This window comes from Rhodococcus sp. P4_B6, assembly GCF_056402215.1.
In genome coordinates this window covers 59795-78662 of the sequence record NZ_JBFUHV010000022.1, presented here as the reverse complement: position 1 = coordinate 78662, position 18868 = coordinate 59795, and the positions used below count along the sequence as shown (strand labels likewise).

Genomic DNA, 18868 nt, shown 5'->3' with positions numbered 1-18868 from the left:
GTGCCTTCCTTATCGGGCGGGTATCTGGCCGCCGACGAGGTCCGCGAGACTCCCGCCGCGACGGTGGTTCTTGCGGAACGCAGCGACTGCTCTGGGGTCGTTGACGCTGACCTGGGCGATCGGGTTGTGGTCGGCGTCGGTGTAGACGGCACGGAAGCGGCCCTCCGCGATCGCCCCCTCGCGATGGGCGAGTTCACCGAGCGAGGGCCTCCCGACTATCTGGATCCGGGAGCCGTACTGGTCCGACCACACGTACGGAAGCTGCGGTGCAGGGGGTTCTGCACCGGTCACGATCGCGGCGACCGCATCGGCCTGTTCGCCGGCACTGGTCCAGTGCTCGATCCGCGCCCGGATACCCAGCAGCGGATGCCGACGCAGGGCGAGGTCGCCGATGGCGAAGATCGACGGGAATCCCTCGACCTCGAAGCGGTCAGTGCAGTGCACCCCGCCGTCGACGGGAAGCCCGCTGTTCTCGAGCCACCGGGTGTTGGGTACTGCGCCGACGCCGACGACGACGAGGTCCGCCGGTACCTCGCTTCCGTCGGCAAGGACGACGCCCTCGACGTGCTCACTGCCCCGGAAACGTTCCACCCGCCCTCCGGTGATGAGCTGGGCACCGCCGAGTGTGTGGATCGACGCGATCTCGCGTCCGGCCTCGTCGCCGAGAACCTGACTCATCGGGATCTCGAGTGCCTCGATCAGGGTGACGTCGAGGCCGCGCCCCCGCGCCGCGGACGCGAATTCGGCGCCGATGAAGCCTGCGCCAACCACAGCCACCCGCGGTCTGCCGGTGAGCGCTTCTCGCAGAGCCGTAGCGTCGTCGAGCGTGCGCAGCGTGTGAACCCCCGCCGGCACGGCAGGAATGGGGAGGGACCGTGCGTGAGCACCGGTAGCGATCACCAACTGCTCGTACGAGAACTGCTCACCGGTGTGGGCGATCACTACCCTCCGTACCGGGTCCAGAGCGGTGGCTCGCACGCCCAGCCGGACGTCGAGGTCGAACTCCGCTGCGAGCTCCGGTGTGAGGAGCCGCGGAACATCCGGGGCGTGCCCCTCGGCCAGGAGGTCCTTGGACAGAGGGGGTTTGTCGTACGGCCAGTGCTCCTCGCTCTCCAGGAGCACGATGCGCCCGGCGAAACCGCGCTGCCGCAATGCGATTGCTGTTCTGGTGCCTGCAACCGAGGCGCCGACGATCAGGAAGGACATAGTCGAAACGTAGCCACGTATCACGCCCAGGTGGTGTGCAGTTCCGGCCGCTGGAACCGCGAATTGGTGACGAGTCGGCGAGCATGTAGCCCGGCTAGCGTCGACTGGCGCGCGTCCGCGACAGGATCCGCAGAATGGCGGCACCTGCGACGTTGGCGGCGACGGCTGCCGACGCCACGCCCAGCAATGTTGCAGGCGTGCCGATCGCATAGGAACTGTGCAGCCAGGCGATCGCCGTCGGTAGTCCGAACCCCAGGTAACCCAGGCAGTAGACCCGGCCGGTCATCGTCCCCAGCCGGCCGGGCGGGGCCAATCGCTCGCAGTCACGCAAGCACCCGACCAACGTCAATCCGTATCCGACGCCCAGCACGGATGCCGCAACCACGACCAGCCAGATCGACGCGGTTGCGGCGGCAAAGGCGGCGGCGAGCGTGCCGGCCACGAAGAGTGTCAGTCCGATCCCGCGGGCCGGGCCCGATCGTCCCGCCGTGCGCCCGACGAGTCGCTGCGCGACGAAGCCCAGTCCCAAACTCAGTAGACACAGCAGACCGGAGAACGCCGTGTCGAAGCCTTCCAGCTGAGGCGCCACGATGGGCGGGAGCACCGCGTACGCGATGCCGAGGGCGCCGAAGATCCACGGTGCCGCGGGTATCACCAGGAGGTGGAATGCGCGGGGAAGAAGTATTCGATTCCTCTCCAACGGTTCTGGCCGAGCCCGCACCGGGCTGTTCGTCGTCGTTCGCGCGATCAGCAGGGCGGCAGCTACACAGAGAACCCCGTGCAGCAGAAAAGCCGCGGTGGTCGGTGCGGGCGCCCACTGGGCGAGGGCGCCCGCGGCACCTGCACCCATCGCGAAGCCGCTCGTCAGACTCATTGCCGACGCTCGTGGAGCACGGCCGGGTGAAGTGGTCAGCGAGTCGAGCGCCAGCCCGCCGACCACCATTCCGATCCCCAGAGCCATGCCGGTCGACATTCGCCCGGCGAACATCAGTGCGGGGTAGTGTGACCCGGCTGCGACCAGTATCGAACCCAGCGCGCTGACGGGTACGGCGAGAACGAGGGGAGTGCGGGTGCCCCAGCGGGCCGCCAGCCGATGCGCGAGGAGGAGCGAGGGGATCAGGCCGATGACATACGCGAACAGCAGTGTGTTCACGGCGAGTTCGCTGAACCCGCGCTCCGCCCGGTACATGGTCAGCAGCGGAGTGAACTGATTGCCGCCCCACGCGACCACGAACATTGCCGCACAGAGTGAGAACCAGTTCCGGTCGCGATGCCCGGCTCGCAGCGATCTTGCCGGAGCAGGTGGTGAGATTTCGGCCGGCACGGACTGCGGTCGGGGCATCGGACACTTCCTGGATTGGCGGAGGCGGAAACAACCGATGGCCGACGCCGAATCGTGGATTCCGGCGTCGGCCATCGGTTGTCATCGGAGAATCAAGCAGAGACCAGGGAGCGATCGATCAGTGGCAGTTCGGGTCGGCGATCGGAGACGCCGGCGGCGTCGGCGAGATCTCCGGAAACCCTCCCGTCGCGGAAGAATTCGAGGAAGACCGGGTTGAACAGGTCCGGTCGGTCGGTCTGGCCCTGGTGGCCACACTCGTCGGGATAGAAGAATTGCACGTTGGGCAGGTGGTCTTCCTGGACGTACCCCCACTCGACCGGTGTCAGGATGTCCTGGCGTCCGTAGAGGTAGAGCCCCGGAGTGCTCAACCGGTCGAGGCGCCCCTTGGTGACCAAACGGGCGGCGCGATTCTCGTCCGTCCAGTCCGTGATCCGCCGGTACTGCAGGAGAGTGGGCCAGAACTTCGCGTGCGCGTCCATCCGGTCTCTCGCGGAGAGGTAGCGCATGTCGATCAGATCTTCACTGATGGCCTCACCGCGATGGATGATCGCCTCCATCATCGTGCGCATTCCCTCGCGTGTGCCGTCGTAGGCGGTGAGACGGAACTCGCCCGCCGGCGGGGTCAAGTGCTCCGGGACGACGTCGCCGACATCTCCCGCGATCAGAATGAAGCTCTTGACCTTGTCCGGGTGTGCAACCGTGTAATTGACCGTGTTCATGCAGCCCATGGAGTTTCCTGCGAGGTGGAACTCGTCGAGGCACAGTGCGGTGGCGAACTGGTCGATGAAGTCGACGAAGGACTCCATGCCGTCCGGCCAATACTCCGCACGAGTATCGGACAGGCCGAATCCGGGCATGTCGGGGCAATAGACGCGGAAACCGTTCTCGCCGAGGTAGGGGGCCATGAAGCGCCATCCCGCGAGGCCTGAGGAGCCGGGCAATCCGCCGTGGAGCAGGATCACGGCGGGGCCCGACGTGCCGGCGGTCATGTAGTGGGCGCGGGCGCCGTTCGCCAGTCGGACCCAACGGCTGGCCAAGCCGGGAACGTCGACGAGATTTTCAGCAGTGAGTGCCATGGTGATCTTCCTTTATCGGTGAGAAGTGGTCGGTGACGAGTGCGCCGGATGCCAGTCCGAGAAATTCGAGCGCATTCTCGCGGAGGATTCTCGGCACGGTGCCGGGCGGCAAATGCTGTGCCACAGAGTTCAAGTCCGCCAGTCCATCTCCAGGTTGTCCCGGAATGAAGGGGTGGTCGCTGCCGAGCAGGATCTGGTTCGGGCCGAAGCGGTGTACCAACGCAGGCAGGAGTCCCGGGTCGAAGACCAATGTGTCTGCGTAGAGACGTGATACGAGGCGATCCAGATCGTCTGGGACGTGTGTGGCGGCCAAGTGGGCGCCGAGGCGCAGTCTCGGGTATGCCCAGGGAAAGGTGCCGCACCCGTGGACCATGGCGATGCGTAGTCGTCGATGACGGTCCAGCACCCCGCCGAAGACAAGCGCGGTAGCCGCCAACGCGGTATCTGAGGGCATCCCCAGTCCGAAGTCGTAAGTGAACCCCGAACGGCGCACCGCGCCACCGCCTCCGTCGACGGGATGGACCATTACCGCGAGTCCGAGACCGTCGACCGCATCGAAGAAGTACTCGAGTGCCGGGTCGTCCAATTCCATCCCGTTGATCCGTGTGCCGATCTCGATCGCCCGCAGTCCCAGAACTGTGGACAGGTAGTGAAGTTCGGATAGGCAGTCCCGGGGAGACAAGAGGGGAACTGTTCCGATTCCGATGAGCCTGCCATCGCCGTCTTCCACTGCGCGGGCGGTGGACTCATTGATCCACCGGCAGTACGCGGCGAAGGGTGCCGGCGCGGCGCCGTACTCCAGGGTGACCGGAACAGGAGAAATCGCCTGAACCCCGACGCCCGCGCGATCCATGTCCTCCAAGCGCGCCGGCACATCCCAGAGAGCGCGCCGGACGGCGCGGAAGTCTTCGGATCCGCGGACGAGCCGTCCCTCCGCGGGAGAATCGAGCACCAATCGGGGTGCTCGCGGAAAACCTGCGATGACGTCGGCAGGGGGTGCGTCCCGGGGGAAGTAGTGCGCATGCACATCGATGGTGCCGGGTGGAACCACGAGGGTCTCCTTTCGCGCGCATCCGTGGCGTGTTCCGTCCGGCCTGCCCGCGTCGTCGGGCAAGCCGGACGGAGGGAACGTTAGGGGCTCGGTGCGGCTGCGGCCGCTGTAGTTCCGGGGGCTGGAACCGATCGGCGGGCACGTACCCTGAATGTCAGCGCGCTGTGACCGCCGTTACAGTAGTTTTCCGCGGGGTCGGCGGAGTGAAGATTGCGGAGGCCCGGATGATGCAGATGGAAGAAGACAAGCACGACACCGGCGGTGCGGGGAGCTCACCGCCTTCGATCCTGGCGAAGGCGTTCTCGATCATCGATGCGTTCAACGAGCGCGATCGGGTTCTGACCCTGACACAGATCAGCAGGAAGACGGGCCTGCCCAAGTCGACGGTGCACAGATTGCTGCAGCGGTTGGGTGAACTGGCGGTGATAGAGGAACACGGTGCCGGGTACCGGCTCGGTATCCGGCTGTTGCGGCTGGTTTCGTCCATGCCGGTGGACGGAATGCGCGAGGTTGCGCTGCCGCACTTGGCGCAGTTGCAGGCCTGGTCGAAGGAATCCGTGCACTTCGGCGTCCTCAGGGGCAACGAAGTCGTCGTGCTGCAGGCGCTGTTCGCGGTGAACCACGCGCGACCCATCGGGGAGGTGGGCACCCGGATCCCCGCGCACCTGTCCGCGATGGGCCGGGCGATGATGGCGCATCTGCGTGAAGAGGAGCTCACCGAACTGCTGGCCGGACCTCTGGTAGGACTGACGCCGAAGTCGATCACGGACCCGGTCCGAATTCGCCACGAGTTGAAGCACGTTCGAGTGGCGGGAGTTGCCGTGCAGAAGGACGGGGTGGTTCTGGGCTTGGGCAACATCGCCGCGCCGGTGCTGATCAAGGGCCGGCCGATGGGTGCTGTCGCCGTTCAGTTCGACTCGGCGAAGGAGGTCTCGGAGTCGGTGATCAACGCCGTCAAACTGACTGCTCACCGCATCTGCCGTGACACCACCCAGATGCTCGCCCAGGGTAGGGCCGATCTCTTTCCGTTCGACGACTGACGCCGCGTTCCGGGCACTGGAACTTGCTGTGCGTGTGGCGCGCGCACGTCACACGATGGGGAGCGATACCCCCGGCGCGTGTGACGGCGCCGAGGCGCCACCTCAGAAAGGACGGCCAATGGGAGACTTCCTCGCTCTCGGCATGACCCACTACCCGCTGTTGGCGGGAACCGACGAGCACATGGCAGGTCTGCTGCGATGGACTCTCACCGACCCGGACATCCCCGACGAGGAGAAGGACCCGGCCCACTGGCCGGACCGTATGCGTCGCGAGTGGTCCGACGACGGTGGAACCGCCGCCGCATCGGCGCATCGTGCGGAGCTGGTGGCGAATCTGACTCGGGTGCGTGACGCGGTCGACGAGTTCGCCCCCGACGTCGTCGTGGTGTGGGGCGACGACCAGTACGAGAATTTTCGCGAGGAGGTGGTGCCACCGTTCTGCGTGCTCGCCTACGGAGACCTCGAGGTGCCCGCCTTCGAGGTGATGAACGAGCGAGGCAGTCCGAACTTCTGGGGGAAGCCGGACGATTTCGAGATCGTGATGCATGGTGACGCGTCGGGGGCCAGGAAACTCGCCGACGGCCTGATCGAGCGCGGATTCGACATGGCCTACTCGTACAAGAAGCGCACCGCCGCACATTTTCCGCACGCGATCCTGAATACGCAATTGTTCCTCGACTACGCCGACGCCGGCGCCGAGATGTCATATCCCTTCATCCCGATGACGGTCAATTGCTATGGGCAGCATGCCATCGCGCGCAAAGGTGGATTGGCGCGATTCGCCGACATCGAATCGGAGGTTCTCGACCCCTCGGGTCCGACGCCGGCCCGGTGTTTCCAAGTCGGTCGGGCGGTCGCGCAACATTTCCGCGACCGTGATCTCAGGGTGGCGTTCGTCGCCTCCTCGAGTTGGTCGCACGCCTTCCTCGCCGACAAGCTGTGGCATATGCGTCCCGATACCGAAGCCGACCTGCGTATCTACAAGGCGCTGCTCGAGGACGACTTCGGGCTGATGCGCAACTACACCAGCGCAGAAGTTGTCGACGCCGGCCAGCACGAAATTCTCAACTGGTTCTGCATGCTCGGTGCGGTCGAGGAGCTCGGCCTGCGCCGAGACTGGTCGGACCTCGTGGTGACCGACGTCTTCAACTCCAACAAGGCATTTGCCGTGTACTCGGGGTAGATCAGCGTACCCGCGATCAGCTGATCGGTCATACCATTGGACGATAGCTGGGCGATCGGGCTACACTGCAGAGTGATGCCAGTCACAACAATCATGTCGAGTGGTGTGCCGATGCGGCCGGAGGTGTGACGAGAAGGTGAGCCGGACGAAGACGTCAATGGATCCTGATCACGCGGATCTCGAGCACCAAGCAGCCGACTGTATCGGCAGGGCAAGGAAGCTGCTGGTCGACCACCAGCACAACCCGGACGTCGGCTCTCCCACGTTGTCGGTGTCTCTTGCAGCGGCAAGGGGTCGCCTCGTCGAAGCGCTGACCGATGGGCAGCTCGCCGAGACCGATATCGGAGACGCTTGCCGGGTTCTCGTCGACATCGAACGTGTTCAGGAGCAGCTGGCGAGAACCGAGGCGATTCGCCGGATCGCGGAGCTGGGCGAGGTGCACGACGCCGCGGTGACGCTTCGGGGACTTTCCCCGCGACAGATCATCGAGGCGGCACCGGAGGTGGTGTGTACACAATTGCCCTTCGCGCGCTCGATGGTCTCAGCTGTGTCCGGCTCTCTGTGGCAGCCCCGCCGCCTCTATCTGCGGCCCGAGCTCGACGGCTCGCCTCTCGACTTCTCCGACTACGTCGACTCCGCGGTGTTGTCCCTGGCTGAAGCGCCTCTGGAAACCGAGCTGGTCCGACGCCGGGTTCCCGCGCTGGTCGCCGCCCCGGCTGACGACGACCGCACACACAAGGAGATCGTCAGCCGATCTCGGACGTCGGCATACGTCGCGGCGCCGGTCATGTCCGCAGGTAAGGTCATCGGACTGCTCCACGCCGACCGGCCAGGGTCGGAGCATGTTCTCGATCCCGACGACCGGGATCGGTTGGACACCTTCGCGACCATTCTGGCCATCGTGTACGAGCAGGCGGTGCTGAAGCACCGAATTCAACTGCAGCGTGCCCGGGTGGAGGAGTCGTTCGACGCAACCCAGACGATGCTGGACCGGATCTCGAAGGCGGATGCGGTTCTCTCTCATCAGGCCGCCGCACCGGTCGAGGGCTCCACGGATGAGCCCGGGGAGAACCGGGCGCTCGAGATCAACAGCGTGCTGACCGTCCGGGAGCGCGAGATCCTGTCCCACCTGGCAACCGGGGCCACCAACAATCAGATTGCGCAGGCACTGGTCATCTCCGAGGGCACCGTGAAATCGCATGTGAAATCCGTGCTCAAGAAGCTGCACGCACCGACTCGTGCCGCGGCGACGGCCCTCTACTCGAGTCAGGCGCGCCGAGCGAGATGACAGGGAAGACGGAGGGGCGAGCGACCGTCAGGTCGACGACCGACCGCGAGTTGTCGCACGCGGTCATCGTTCTCCTCGATCGGTTGCGCGACGAGTACGGCGTCGGCCCCCGCTCCCACGAGATCCGCGTTGTCTCGCTCGGCACCCAGATGGCGCTCCTCGACGAGGCCACGGAATCGGCACTTGCGACATTCCCCGCGCTCGGCCCCGAGCAGCAACGAGCGCTCGGTCGCCTCATCGTCGACCTTCAGAACACGCGCACGCGGATTCGCACAATGCGCGAGGGTCCGGGGCACGTCGTGCAACCCGCCGAGTTCGCCAGCGCGATCCGGCGTTTACGGGGCTCGGAATCCGTTGCCGGTCTTCGCAAAAGAATCTGCTTCGAGGCTGCGAACGCAGCGCGACTCGACCGAATTCTCCTGTCCGAGGTGCACAACGGCTCGTGGACGGCGCTCGAGCTCCACAGCTCGACGAGGTCGGACGAGGTCCTGAGTTCCCTGYAGGCATTACCCCTCGGTTTCGAATCAGCCGAGAGCCGGGCGTGTAAGACCAGATCCGCGGTACTCGCCGGGCCGAACGCCGACGTCCGGCCGAGTGCCGAGGTCGTGCAGATGCTCGCCGCCGACTCCTATGTGGTTGCCCCGATTACCGTGTCGACCGGTGTCATCGGTCTCGTGCACGGCAGTCGACCTTCCGGGGACCCGGTGAACGTTGTGGTCCGGGACATGCTCGGGGCATATGCCCGCGGTTTCGGGACGTTGTTCGAACGGGCGATGCTGGCCGACCGCCTCAGTGAACAGAAGGATGTGATCGTCCAACGCCTGCAACAGGAAGCCCGCGAAGCCGAGCTTCTCGAACATGCGGACGTCAGTTTCCTCGACGAGACCTCGGCCGAGCAGGTCTCGGCGTTGCCCGGTACGCCCTACGACGATCTGAATCCCGCCGCGCTGGAATCGCTGACGACGCGTGAGCGCGAGGTGTTCACGTTGCTGATCCGGGGCGCATCGAACGCCGAGATCGCGAACGAACTCGTCATCAGCATCTTCACGGTGAAGACACACGTCAAGAAGATACTTCGCAAGCTGGGCGCGATGAACCGGTCCGAGGCGATCTACCGCTATCTGGCGATGACCGGCCAACGGTGACAGGGGCCACGAAAGTCTCACGCGCGCACTCAGACCATCTCGGTGGGTGACGGGCTCACCACATGCACGAATACCGCCCCCCTTGCCTCGGCGAGGGGGGCGGTCCTGTGTCCTGGTCGGGATCTAGTCGCCGGCAACCGCTTCGGCCGCTTGCTTGCGGAGAAGGAACTTCTGGATCTTGCCGGTCGCGGTGGTGGGGAGTTGATCGACGACTACCAGCTTCTCGGGAATCTTCTGCACCATGGCCTTGCGCTCGATTCGCAGGAAGTCGGCGATTTCGTCCAGAGTTGGTGCGGGGCCGTTGGCAACGACGAAGGCGCATACCTTCTCGCCGAGACGCGCGTCGGGCATCGACACAGCTGCAGCTGCGGTGATACGCGGGTGCGCCAGGAGGTGCTCCTCCACTTCCCGCGCCGAGATGTTCATGCCGCCGCGGATGATGAGGTCCTTGATTCGTCCCGTGACCCGCAGATAGCCGTCTTTGTCGACGCGGCCGAGATCACCTGAGGAGAGGAACCCACGTGCGTCGACCGACGCGGTCGTGCGTTCGGGGTCGCGCCAGTACCCGAGGAAGATGCCCGGTCCTCCGTAGAAGATCTGGCCTTCCTCGCCGGCCGGTACGGTGGTGCCTTCCTCGTCGCGGATCTCGAGACCGACACCATCGAACGCACGCCCGTCTGAGGAGAGCACCTTCTCGAGCGGGTCGTCGACACGCACTGCCGTCACCAGTAGTCCTTCGCTACTGCCGTATACCGGTAAGAGTGTGCAGTCAGGTAGTGCCGTCTTCCATTTCCGAAGAAGGGTCTCGGGTATCGGTGCGCCGGCGCTGACCCAGAGTCGCATCGCGCTGACGTCGTGGTCGGCACCGGCTTCGATGGCCCCGAGTGCCATCTGGAGGAATGGTGTCGCGGCCATGCTCACTGTCGTCTTGAATTCCGCGATACGCCGGAGTCCCTCGTTGGGCTCCCACACGTCGAGAAGGTGGATCCCGCTTCCGAGGATCAACGGAGTCGCCACTCCCACGGCCAGTCCTGTCGCGTGGGTGACGGGAGAGGGCATGAACATCACGTCGTCGGGGTTCAGCCCCATCACCTGCCCGCCGAGTCCGTGGGCGGTGAAAGATAGTGTGTTGAAGGTATGTTGGCAGCCTTTCGGCCGCGACTCGGTTCCCGAGGTGTAGATGATGGCGTGGGCGGCATCCGCGGGCGGTGGTGGTCCGAGTTCGTCGTCGCCGGGTACATGGTCGCCGGCAATCAGGTCATCGAAGGCGATCGTGCCGGCGCCCGCCGTCCCACGCACGACGACGACCTGTTCGAGTCCGGGTACGTCCTTACGCACCTCGGCGAGCATATCCGTGTACCGGAACTTGCGGAATTCCTCGGTGACGAAGGAGATCTTGGCTCCGGAGTGCTCCAGTACGTAGCGCACCTCGTCGTGCCGGTACACCGGCATGGTGGGCACGAGGACGGCGCCGATCCGGGCGAGCGCCACGTAGATGACGACGAACTCGTTCCAGTTCGGCAACTGGACCTGAACGCGGTCACCCCGTTCGACGCCGAGCGTCTGCAGGGAGGCCGCGAGACGGTACGCCTGCGCTCGAAGTTCACCGCGCGTGAGAGTTCCGTAGCCGTCGGTGACGGCGACGAAGTCCGGGTCGGTGTCCGCCCACCGGTCCACGTATTGGGTCAGGCTCTCGTCGCGCCAGTACCCGTTCGATCGGAACGCCTCGAGGGTGCTCGCACTGTAGCGGTCCTCGGGGAGAATCGCTCCCGCGTGTTCCATGACATCCATGTGCGGATCCTTGCTTTCAGGTGCCTCTCCCGACAGGGGACAGGCCACAGTGTTTGGTCGAACCATAATGCCGACCGAGAGGGGGTAAAAGGTGCGAATCGGACGCGTTCTCATCCTTCGGGGGGAGGGAAATGCCCCATGGGGATGAGTGGTCCGCGGAGCGATGCGGGTGCGCCCCGAGTGCCGCACCCGCACTCGCCCTTACAGGTAGATCGACTTCGGCACGAGATAGGCGGACAGGGCCTCCGGACCCAATTCGCGTCCGAGGCCACTGGCCTTGACACCACCGAACGGCGCCGTCGGATCGGGAAGGTAGCCGTTGATGCCGACGGTTCCCGTCTGGATGCGCAGGGCGACGGCGACTCCGTGGTCGTGATCGGCGGTGAAGACGGTGCCGCCGAGACCGAAGTCGCTGTCGTTGGCGATGCGGACAGCGTCCTCGTCGTCCCGATAAGAAATGATCGACAGCACGGGTCCGAAGATCTCCTCCTGGGCGATCGTGTAGTTGTTGTCGACGTCCGCGAAGATGGTCGGTTCCACGAACCATCCCTTCTCGAGGTCCGCGGGGCGTCCACCACCGACCGTGATGCGGGCACCCTCGCCTCTGCCCTTCGCGATGTAGGACTCGACCCGGTCGCGCTGCCGGGCGCTGGCCATCGGTCCGATCATCGTGGCGGGGTCGAGGGAACTTCCTACGGTCAGTGACCCGGCCAGAGCACTGAACGTGTCGACCACTTCCTGGTAGCGCGACTGTGGTGCCAGGATGCGGGTGCCGAGGTAGCAGACCTGGCCGTTGTTCAGCATGGTCGCCCCGAACAGCTGTTCGCCGACGGTGGCGAGATCCAGATTCGCGTCGTCGAGGATGATCGCCGCCGACTTTCCACCGAGTTCCAGCGTGACCGGCCGGAGCAGTCGGCCGCAGGCCTCGGCGATGTTGCGGCCGGCAGTCGACGACCCGGTGAACGCCACCTTGTCGATGCCGGGATGCGAGACCAGGTACGCGCCCAGTTCGCGACCGCCGGGCACGATGTTGATCACGCCCGCCGGCAGGGCTGCCTCTTCGACCGCTTCCGCGAGAACGTAGCTGTCGAGGACCGTCTCCGGGGACGGCTTGATGACGATCGTGCACCCGGCAGCCAGAGCGGGAGCGTATTTGAACGCGGCGAGTGCCTGCGGGAAGTTCCACGGGACGATCGCGCCGACGACCCCGATCGGGGTCTTGGTCACGAGAGTCGATCCGCCGAGCAGACCCGGCCGTGTCTCCTCGAAGGAGTCGTTCTCGATCAATCCGGCGTAGTAGCGCAGCAGAACCTGCGGGAATACGGCTTCCAGCTTCTCTGCGACCGCGACGGGCATGCCGTTCTGTGAGCTCACCGCCTGGACCATCTCCGGTGCGCGTTTGTCGAGCGCATCTGCAAGGCGTCCCAGTGCCTGCGCTCGCCGAGCCGGTTCCCACTGCGACCAACCGGTCGGATCGTCGAATGCCCGGCGTGCCGCGTCGACGGCGGCGTCCATGTCGGGTTCGGCGCCATCGGGGGTGTGGCCCACCACCTGTTCGTCGTTGGGCGATACCACCGTGATCACGCCACTCGAGGCGGGCGCATGCCATTCGCCTCCGATGAAGAAGGCGTTGTTGTTCGTCGTCATGACGGGTTCCTCTCGTTGATCTGGCTGTTCTTGTTGCCGAGTCGTGAACCGGGAAGATGGATCACACGGATTCGAGGGGCTCCTCGTATATCGAGAAATCCTCGGTGTCGTCGTAGGGGCCGAAGCTCTCCTCGAAGCTGTCCTGGATGGCGACCTGCGCGTTCTCCGGCAGGGTGTGCAAGATGTCGCGGACGCGTTCCTGCCGGCGGGCGACGGCCTGCCGGAACGGCATCCCCGGGGTGGCCTTCATCTGCGGGACGATGCCCTCGACGTCGTCGACACCACCGGCGTGGTGTCCGGCGTCGACCATGGCCTGCTCGGCGGCCATGGTGGCCTCGTCTTTCTCCTCGGACATCCCGATCGGGCCGATCATGGTGCCGTTGAGGAACTGTTTGACCACCGGCTGGTCGCTGGTGAGCAGCACCTCGCGGGGTCCGAACATCACCAGTTGTCGGCGGAACAGCATGCCGATGTTGTCCGGCACCGTCCGCGCGAGGTTGATGTTGTGCGAGACGATCAGGATCGTCGCGTCGATTTCGGCGTTGATGTCGATCAGCGTCTGGCTGATGTAGGTGGTRCGSACCGGGTCCAGGCCGGAGTCGGGTTCGTCGACGAGGATGATCTGCGGGTCCAGCACCAGCGCCCGGGCCAGGCCGGCCCGCTTGCGCATGCCACCGGAGATCTCCCCGGGCAGTTTGTCCTCGGCCCCGAGCAGGCCGACGAGTTCCATCTTCTCCATCACGATCTTGCGGACGTCCGACTCGGACTTCTTGGTGTGCTCGCGCAGCGGGAAGGCCACGTTGTCGTACAGGTTCATCGAGCCGAACAACGCACCGTCCTGGAACAGCACCCCGAACAGCTTGCGGATCTCGTAGAGTTCCTTGGACGAGCATTCGAGAATGTTGGTGCCGTCGATCACGATCGAGCCCTGCTCGGGGCGGAGCAGACCGATCAGCGATTTCAGGAACACCGATTTGCCCGTTCCGGACGGGCCGAGCAATGCGCTGACCTCGCCGGTGGGCAGGATCAACGTGACGTCCTGCCAGATCCTCTGCGAGCCGAACGACTTGGTCAGTCCCTCGACGGATACCTCGACACCCACTTTTACCTCCTACGATTGCGAAAACATCGACTGATCCCCGTGTTTCGGGGAAACGGTCAGACCGGAGTCATCTCCGTCATGACCCACGTACCCTCCTGCTCGGTCATGCCGACCCGCACGCGACTTCCGTCCAACTTCGGTGCGGCGCTGTCGGTGCTGGTGGTCGACTGGTTGACGAAGAACAGCAGAGTCACCGCGTCTTCCGACGCGGCCACGACGGAGGATTCGACGACGGTCGCAGAGGTGACGACCTGGCGCTGTTTCGCCGACGGAATGATGACCTCTTTGCCGACACTGTCGAACTGGCCGCGCAGATCGCCACCGAGACTGGGAAGTACGTCGGTGAAATGCGTGTCGATGGTGTTGAAGTCGTACGACAACACGTCGGCGACCAGCTGAGTGGCGCGTTCACGCGCCTGTGCCTCCGCGCTGTTGATCTGGTGGTGATCGTGGACCTGGAGGGTGACCGCGACCGCGACCGCGACCGCGACGAGTCCGCCTGCGAGAAGCACGGCGAGGTAGCGGGTGGCCCGCCGCCGCGCGTAGGACCAGGTGGCGATGGCCTCGGGTATCCGGGTAAGTGTGTTTCTCATGCTACGAACTCCACATCCGAGACGAGCCAGTTGCCGTCCACCGAATCGAGCGAGACCTTCATGCGGTAGACGCGGATCTCGCCGTCGGGTGCCTCGGTGTTCTTGACCGTGGACGTCACGGCGGCGAGGACCACGGCGTGGTCGTCGTCGGCCTCGACGAGACCGGCTTCCTTTACTTCACCGGTCGACTCGACCTGGCCCTGGTTCAATACGTCACCGAAACTGCCCGACGCGCTAGTGAATTGGTCGCGGAACGGTCCTGTGGTGCCGTCCGCGACGCGTTGGATATCTTCGTCGACGCTCTGGTGCCGCAGTGTCACGAGGTTGACCACCACCTGCCGTGCCGTCTCGAGGACCTGCTCGTCTCGGGACTGTGCGGTCTGTTCGGTGCGTAGGTTGGTCCACGAGACGCCGCCGACGACGACGGCGGCGATCGCGATCACCGCGGTCGTGGCCAGGCCGATGAGGAATCCGCGCGTCGGTGCCCGCTCCTCGGAGTCGGGTACGGCCCCCGCTGGGGCCTCGTCCCCGGGTCGGTCGGGGCCGGGCTGGTCGAGGCGGGGTTCGACCTCTACCGGAGCAGAAGTGCCTGCCATGTCGATTCCTCCTTCGGGTGTGGTGCGGAAACGCCGGCGATCGAGTAGAGATCGCCGTTCGGTGCCCGGAAATTTCCGGTAACCGGGTCATAGGGAACGCTGAGAGTGCCGGCGCCGCTCCCCAATTCTTGTCGGTTCGACCACGAGGCCGGTGTGACGGTTCCGGGTTCGGTGGCGTCCGGGCTCGGCGGGGTCGAGATCGGTCCCGTGCTCGGACCGCCGGTATCCACCGGCGGCGGCGAATACGGTTGTCCCGGCCGGGCAAGTATGTCCGGCCACGTGGACGGCAGACCGCCCGGGCAGTCCGCGATCTCGGCGGTGCGCACCGCGGGATTCGTCGCGCAGGGGATGTTCCGTGCCCCTCGTGCGACCCGAGGGTCGGCCTGCGGCAGCTTGCAGTAGGAATTCTCCGGTGCGGGGATCGCGCTGAGATCGCTGGGGTCGCGCCGCTGGGTTTCCTGGTAACCCTCGGTGCAGGGGAGCGGGTTCGCGGAGTTGCCGAGCTTGACGTCGAGGGCGCCCTGACCGTACACCCGGTCGTCGCCCTGGACTCCCCGGTGCATGTAGTTGATCGATGCCGACACGGCCGGGTAGATCACCAGGATCTGCTCGATACCCGGGATGCTCACTCGCACGACCTCACCGACCGTTTGGAGGTTCGCCAGCAGCAGCGGAACGGTGGGGCGGACGTCGTCGAGTGTGCCGCTGACCGTGTCGAAGAACTGTGATCCGTTGTCCAGCACACCGCGGACCTGCGCGTCGCTCATCACCAACTGCTCGGAGAACGAGGAGAGATCGTGGGCGAAGCTCGCAATGTCTGCTCGCGAGTCGATTCCGGCCTCGAGGACGGGTTCGGCGTCGTCGAGGAGGGTCCTCGTGGTGCCGATCTTCGCCTGCGCGAGTTCGATCAAAGGACGCGAGGAGTCGATGAGTCGCGACAAGGCAGGTCCGGCGCCGTCGAATGCGGTGTAGGCCTCGTCGACGGTGACTCGGAGGTCGTCCTTGGGCAGTTCCGACAGGAGCACGTTCACCTTGTCGACGACCTCGGAGGCAGGCACCGGGATTTCGGTGTTCTCCTTCGTGATCACGTCACCATCCGCGAGGAAGGGACCTTCGGAGGATGCCGGAGCCACGTCGAGATACTGCTCGCCGATGGCCGAGACACTGCGGACGAATGCCTGGCTGTTCCGGGGAATCGCGAAGTCGGAATCCAGCTGCAATTCCGCCGACGCCCGATCGGGGCCCAGGTCGATCGACTTCACGACGCCGACGTCGACGCCGCGGTAGGTAACGAGGGAGTTGACGTAGAGGCCTCCGGCGCGATCGAATTCGGCCGTGATCGTGTACATCCCGATCCCGGTGACCCTCTTCAACCCGAGGTAGTTGACCGCGGCGTTGCCGACGGCGAGAACTGCCACCACGGTGAACACGATGAGTTGGAAGCGAACGAGTTTCGATCTCATCAGCGTGGTGCTCCGTTCTGCGGTGCGGACGTCGCGGGCCGGCCGGATGTCGTTGCACCGGTGGGTGCCAGGAGAGGATCCACGGCTTGGCGGGCAGGGTTCAGTCCCGCCAGTTCGTCGAGGGGGATGCTGCCGAGGACCTTGCCGCCGACCGTCTCGGCGCTGACGTCGAGGGTGAGGAAGAGATTCATGTAGTCGCCCCTGACGGCGCGCTGGGTGGTCGTCACCGGGAACGGGATCGTTCCGGCGATCTTCAACGCTTCCGGGAGGTGGTCGCCGGCCGCAGCGAGCTGCGACAACACCGGCTGCAGCGACCGCAGATTGGCGTCGAGGTCGTCGCGGCTGCTCTCGAGTACTTCGGTGGCCACCTCGCCGAACCGTCCCACGTCGTTCAGCATCGTGGTGAGTTGTTTCTGCTGTTCGTCGAGTACCTGCAGGGCCGGTTGGATCGACGTGATTCCCCGATCGATCGTCTCATTCTGACTGGCGAGTTCCGCGCCGAGACGGTCCAGTCCGTCGATCGCCCGGACGATGTCGTCGCGCTGTTGGTCGACACCACCGACGAACTCTTCGAGGTTGCCGAACAGGCTGCGCAGCGATTCCTCCCGGCCACCCAGAACGCGGTTGAGCTCGGAGGTCACGGTGCGAATCTGTTGCAATCCACTTCCGTTGAGGACGAGCGCGAGTGCCGAGAGCACTTCCTCGGTGGACGGGTACTGGCTGGTGCGGGCGAGGGGGATCACGTCGCCGTCGGCGAGTCTGCCGACCCCCTCCGTACCGGGCGGCACGGTGAGCTCGAGGTACTGGGAGCCCAGCACACTGGTTTGGGCGAGCTTGGCGCTGACGTTTGCGGGGATTTCTGCATCCGGGTCGAGCTCGAGGGTCAGCTTGGCGCCCCAGTTGTCGCCCGTGATGTGGCTGATGTTTCCCACGATGACGTTGCCGGCCTTCACCGGTGAGTTGCCGACCAGGTTCTGGATGTCCGCCAGCTCGACTGTCACCTCGTGGGCGTCGCCTCCGACCGCGTTGCCGGGCAGCCCGATCGAATTGATTCCGTCGAATCGGCACCCTGCCGCCGCGGCGACGACACCGACGAGCATGGTTGCCGTGAGCGCCGATCTTCGCAGAGAGTTCGTCATCGTGGTCCCTCCGGGAGAATGAGGTTCTGCAGACTTTGGGTGATGGAGGCGACGGGATCATTCGGTGCGGGAGTGCCCGGCGTGATCCCCGGGGGACGCGGGGCGGTGACCGGTGCCGGTGACGCCTGCCGCACCGCGGCGTTGGCCAAGGGCGCCGCGAAAGCGCCGGCAGCCGTGTTGCATTCGTCGCCCGGAGCATCGACCGTGGTCAAGAGTGCACAGATGAGCGAGCGTGGGTCCGGCATTTCGGGCACCGCGAGTGCGCCCGTGAGCGAGTTCGCGTCGGAATCGTAGATGTTGTAGAAGTCGGACAGTGCCGTCGGTCCGGAGTGCAGGATCGACATCAGGGTGTCCTGGCGGTCGACGAGCAACCGGGTGATCTCTTCGAGCTGCCCGACATTGTCGACCAGCGCCCCACGATTGTCCTCGATGAACTTTGTGACTTCCTGAAAGGTAGTCACCATGCTGCTCAGCACCGCGTCGAGTTCGGTCCGGTTGTCGTTGAGCAGCCCCGAGACGTTCGCGAGTTCGCCACTGAATGCCCGGATCTGCTGATCGCTGGCCGCGAGCGCGGTAGTGAACTTCTGAAGGTTCTCGACAGTGCCGAACAGGTCCTCGCCGCTCGCGTTCAGGATGGTGGCGGCGTCCGAGAGGTGGATGAGGGAGTCGTGGAGCGCTGTGCCCGTGCCGTCCAGTGTCCGAGCGGTACTGCTGACGAAGCGATTGAGCGAACCGTCCGGATGCTCCGGAGTGCGTCCGGCGTCCTCGCTGAGCTTGACCACCTGCTTCTTGATCTCGTCGAACTCGACCGGGACGGCTGTTCGGTCGAGGGGGATCTCTTCGCCGTCCGCGAGGGTCGGTCCACCCGAGTACGCCGGTGCGAGCTGGATGTAGCGGCCGGTGACCAAGGTCGGGGCGACGACCGCCGCCTTCGCGTCGGCGGGGACGTCGTACTCGTTGTCGTAGTCGAACTCCACTCGGACCCGTTCACCGTCCGGCTCGATCGTCGTGATGCGGCCGACCTCGACACCGAGAATCATCACCCGGTCCCCGACGTACATGCCGGTGGTGTTCTGGAAATACGCCGTGACGTGGTTGACGGAGTGATTTTCGATCCAGGCGGCGGTCAGCAACCCGACGAGGGCGACCGCGATCACCACGGCGAGCAGTCTCGCCGGCACTGCCCGTGCCATCTCACGTACCGAT

The 18868-nt window shown here is 65.3% G+C and carries 16 protein-coding genes; 4 read left to right on the top strand and 12 right to left on the bottom strand.

Annotated elements, in window-relative coordinates; translation table 11 throughout:
• Window positions 1-9 precede the first annotated feature (9 nt).
• The 4 genes from AC1DWT_RS13880 to AC1DWT_RS13865 all read right to left on the bottom strand — a co-directional run bounded on the left by AC1DWT_RS13880 (window position 10) and on the right by AC1DWT_RS13865 (window position 4675).
• Window positions 10-1206, bottom strand: a complete 1197-nt coding sequence (locus tag AC1DWT_RS13880) for an NAD(P)/FAD-dependent oxidoreductase (RefSeq protein ID WP_477920994.1) — start codon at window positions 1204-1206, stop codon at window positions 10-12.
• A 94-nt stretch (window positions 1207-1300) separates the two neighbouring features.
• On the bottom strand, window positions 1301-2443 hold the full coding sequence (locus tag AC1DWT_RS13875) for an MFS transporter (RefSeq protein ID WP_072937157.1): 1143 nt from the start codon (window positions 2441-2443) through the stop codon (window positions 1301-1303).
• Window positions 2444-2640: 197 nt separating this feature from the next.
• The gene (locus AC1DWT_RS13870; RefSeq protein ID WP_072937158.1) at window positions 2641-3624 is read right to left on the bottom strand and encodes an alpha/beta fold hydrolase; all 984 of its coding nucleotides are present in this window, start codon (window positions 3622-3624) and stop codon (window positions 2641-2643) included.
• The gene (locus tag AC1DWT_RS13865; protein ID WP_072937159.1) at window positions 3608-4675 is read right to left on the bottom strand and encodes an amidohydrolase family protein; all 1068 of its coding nucleotides are present in this window, start codon (window positions 4673-4675) and stop codon (window positions 3608-3610) included. Before AC1DWT_RS13865 ends, AC1DWT_RS13870 begins: the two co-directional genes overlap by 17 nt.
• A 203-nt stretch (window positions 4676-4878) precedes the next feature.
• On the opposite strand from AC1DWT_RS13865, the gene AC1DWT_RS13860 reads away from it, so the two are divergent.
• From AC1DWT_RS13860 to AC1DWT_RS13845, 4 genes are all read left to right on the top strand, one after another.
• Entirely contained in the window at window positions 4879-5715 is an 837-nt protein-coding gene (locus tag AC1DWT_RS13860; protein WP_241031341.1) for an IclR family transcriptional regulator, read from the top strand.
• 118 nt (window positions 5716-5833) lie between these two features.
• A complete protein-coding gene (locus AC1DWT_RS13855; RefSeq protein ID WP_095862181.1) occupies window positions 5834-6898 on the top strand; it encodes a DODA-type extradiol aromatic ring-opening family dioxygenase in 1065 nt (354 codons plus the stop codon).
• 157 nt (window positions 6899-7055) lie between these two features.
• A complete protein-coding gene (locus AC1DWT_RS13850) occupies window positions 7056-8186 on the top strand; it encodes a helix-turn-helix transcriptional regulator (protein WP_477920991.1) in 1131 nt (376 codons plus the stop codon).
• Window positions 8183-9331, top strand: a complete 1149-nt coding sequence (locus AC1DWT_RS13845) for a LuxR C-terminal-related transcriptional regulator (protein ID WP_477920990.1) — start codon at window positions 8183-8185, stop codon at window positions 9329-9331. The genes AC1DWT_RS13850 and AC1DWT_RS13845 overlap by 4 nt, the downstream gene beginning before the upstream one ends.
• Before the next feature lie 123 nt (window positions 9332-9454).
• Here the strand turns inward: AC1DWT_RS13845 and AC1DWT_RS13840 are convergent, their stop codons facing one another.
• The 8 genes from AC1DWT_RS13840 to AC1DWT_RS13805 form a co-directional block, all read right to left on the bottom strand.
• On the bottom strand, window positions 9455-11122 hold the full coding sequence (locus AC1DWT_RS13840; RefSeq protein ID WP_095862184.1) for an AMP-binding protein: 1668 nt from the start codon (window positions 11120-11122) through the stop codon (window positions 9455-9457).
• Between the two features lie 201 nt (window positions 11123-11323).
• Complete coding sequence (locus tag AC1DWT_RS13835) at window positions 11324-12769, bottom strand: aldehyde dehydrogenase (RefSeq protein WP_477920986.1); 1446 nt, start codon at window positions 12767-12769, stop codon at window positions 11324-11326.
• Window positions 12770-12830: 61 nt separating this feature from the next.
• Window positions 12831-13871, bottom strand: coding sequence for an ABC transporter ATP-binding protein (locus AC1DWT_RS13830; RefSeq protein WP_072937165.1), 1041 nt, complete (start codon window positions 13869-13871; stop codon window positions 12831-12833).
• A 56-nt stretch (window positions 13872-13927) separates the two neighbouring features.
• Window positions 13928-14464 carry a hypothetical protein gene (locus AC1DWT_RS13825; protein WP_072937166.1) on the bottom strand — a complete coding sequence of 179 codons (537 nt, stop codon included), beginning with the start codon at window positions 14462-14464 and terminating at the stop codon, window positions 13928-13930.
• Complete coding sequence (locus tag AC1DWT_RS13820; RefSeq protein WP_072937167.1) at window positions 14461-15060, bottom strand: hypothetical protein; 600 nt, start codon at window positions 15058-15060, stop codon at window positions 14461-14463. Before AC1DWT_RS13820 ends, AC1DWT_RS13825 begins: the two co-directional genes overlap by 4 nt.
• A complete protein-coding gene (locus AC1DWT_RS13815) occupies window positions 15036-16523 on the bottom strand; it encodes an MCE family protein (RefSeq protein ID WP_477920983.1) in 1488 nt (495 codons plus the stop codon). Before AC1DWT_RS13815 ends, AC1DWT_RS13820 begins: the two co-directional genes overlap by 25 nt.
• A complete protein-coding gene (locus tag AC1DWT_RS13810) occupies window positions 16523-17662 on the bottom strand; it encodes an MCE family protein (protein WP_387492067.1) in 1140 nt (379 codons plus the stop codon). The genes AC1DWT_RS13815 and AC1DWT_RS13810 overlap by 1 nt, the downstream gene beginning before the upstream one ends.
• A complete protein-coding gene (locus AC1DWT_RS13805; RefSeq protein ID WP_477920981.1) occupies window positions 17659-18855 on the bottom strand; it encodes an MCE family protein in 1197 nt (398 codons plus the stop codon). The genes AC1DWT_RS13810 and AC1DWT_RS13805 overlap by 4 nt, the downstream gene beginning before the upstream one ends.
• Between the last annotated feature and the right edge of the window lie 13 nt (window positions 18856-18868).

Coding starts and splice junctions, on each gene's coding strand:
- AC1DWT_RS13850 (WP_477920991.1), top strand. CDS start 7,056: ATGGATCCTGATCACGCGGATCTCGAGCACCAAGCAGCCGACTGTATC.
- AC1DWT_RS13820 (WP_072937167.1), bottom strand. CDS start 15,060: ATGGCAGGCACTTCTGCTCCGGTAGAGGTCGAACCCCGCCTCGACCAG.
- AC1DWT_RS13855 (WP_095862181.1), top strand. CDS start 5,834: ATGGGAGACTTCCTCGCTCTCGGCATGACCCACTACCCGCTGTTGGCG.
- AC1DWT_RS13870 (WP_072937158.1), bottom strand. CDS start 3,624: ATGGCACTCACTGCTGAAAATCTCGTCGACGTTCCCGGCTTGGCCAGC.
- AC1DWT_RS13810 (WP_387492067.1), bottom strand. CDS start 17,662: ATGACGAACTCTCTGCGAAGATCGGCGCTCACGGCAACCATGCTCGTC.
- AC1DWT_RS13815 (WP_477920983.1), bottom strand. CDS start 16,523: ATGAGATCGAAACTCGTTCGCTTCCAACTCATCGTGTTCACCGTGGTG.
- AC1DWT_RS13840 (WP_095862184.1), bottom strand. CDS start 11,122: ATGGATGTCATGGAACACGCGGGAGCGATTCTCCCCGAGGACCGCTAC.
- AC1DWT_RS13805 (WP_477920981.1), bottom strand. CDS start 18,855: ATGGCACGGGCAGTGCCGGCGAGACTGCTCGCCGTGGTGATCGCGGTC.
- AC1DWT_RS13875 (WP_072937157.1), bottom strand. CDS start 2,443: ATGTTCGTGGTCGCGTGGGGCGGCAATCAGTTCACTCCGCTGCTGACC.
- AC1DWT_RS13825 (WP_072937166.1), bottom strand. CDS start 14,464: ATGAGAAACACACTTACCCGGATACCCGAGGCCATCGCCACCTGGTCC.
- AC1DWT_RS13835 (WP_477920986.1), bottom strand. CDS start 12,769: ATGACGACGAACAACAACGCCTTCTTCATCGGAGGCGAATGGCATGCG.
- AC1DWT_RS13880 (WP_477920994.1), bottom strand. CDS start 1,206: ATGTCCTTCCTGATCGTCGGCGCCTCGGTTGCAGGCACCAGAACAGCA.